We start from the raw sequence: 1154 nt of genomic DNA on the forward strand, positions 1-1154 counted from the left end.
TGGAGTATAGGTTGTATCAATTCCGGCAATGTCCCTTTAATATTGAATGCACATATTGAAAAGGAACTTCTTCATAATCTACTTGATATTTACCGCCCTTCTTATGTTTGTGTGCCTTCATTGATGGCAGTTGACTTGCATTATGAAATGGTTTGTGAATATTATGGCTATATTCTCTTGCGTACAGGAATGGAAGATTGTGCGATGCATCCTGATCTATCTCATCTTTTGCCTACTTCCGGCTCAACAGGTAGTCCCAAGTTGGTACGGCATAAATATGGTAATATAGAAGCGGCGGCCTTAAATATCTCTACTTTCTTTGGCCTGACTTCCAATGACCGTCCTTTGCTTGTTCTTCCATTATATTATACTATGGGGCTGTCAGTGGTATTCAGTCATCTTTATGTTGGAGCTACTGTGTTGATAACCAATCAAAGTATGACCGACAAAGCTTTCTGGATTTTTATGAAAGAACAGCATGCCACCAGTTTTACAGGTGTTCCTTATAGTTTTGAGATATTAAATCTGATGCGCTTTTTCCGTATGGACTTACCTGATTTGACACTGCTTACTCAAGGAGGCGGAAAAATGCCGCGTCAGTTGAATTTGAAATTCGCAGAATACTGTCGTGATAACGGGAAACGTTGGATTGCCACTTATGGACAGTCGGAAGGTACTGCCCGTATGGCTTATCTTCCACCGGAGTATGCAATTTCAAAGTGTGGCAGTATAGGACGTGCGGTTCCGAATGCAGAATTGTCATTGATAGACAGTGATGGCTCTGTAATAGAATTGCCAAATACGGAGGGTGAGATGTGTTATCGTGGCAAAAATGTAACGATGGGGTATGCTCGTAAGCGCGAGGATTTACTGCTGGGTGATGAGCGTAACGGTTTTATGCGTACGGGTGATCTTGCCTATCGGGATGAAGACGGGTGTTATTTCATTGTAGGTCGTATGGGACGCTTCTTAAAACTGTATGGAATGCGTATCGGATTGGATGAGTGTGAACAGATTATTAAAGGTAAATGCCCGATAGAATGTGCCTGTGTGGGTACAGATGAAAAGATGATTGTTTATCTGACCGATGATAAATATGTGACTGCGGTAAAGGAAATATTGGTAGAAAAGACCAGACTTGTGGCGTCGGCTTT

1 protein-coding gene is annotated in these 1154 nt (G+C 41.9%); it reads left to right on the plus strand.

Features of this window, described 5'->3' with window-relative positions; translation table 11 throughout:
* The coding region (locus BUC01_RS24845; RefSeq protein ID WP_073315215.1) for an AMP-binding protein at positions 1–1154 on the plus strand (1154 nt) is incomplete at both ends.

The organism is Bacteroides stercorirosoris (genome assembly GCF_900142015.1).
Taxonomy (GTDB): Bacteria; Bacteroidota; Bacteroidia; order Bacteroidales; family Bacteroidaceae; genus Bacteroides; species Bacteroides stercorirosoris.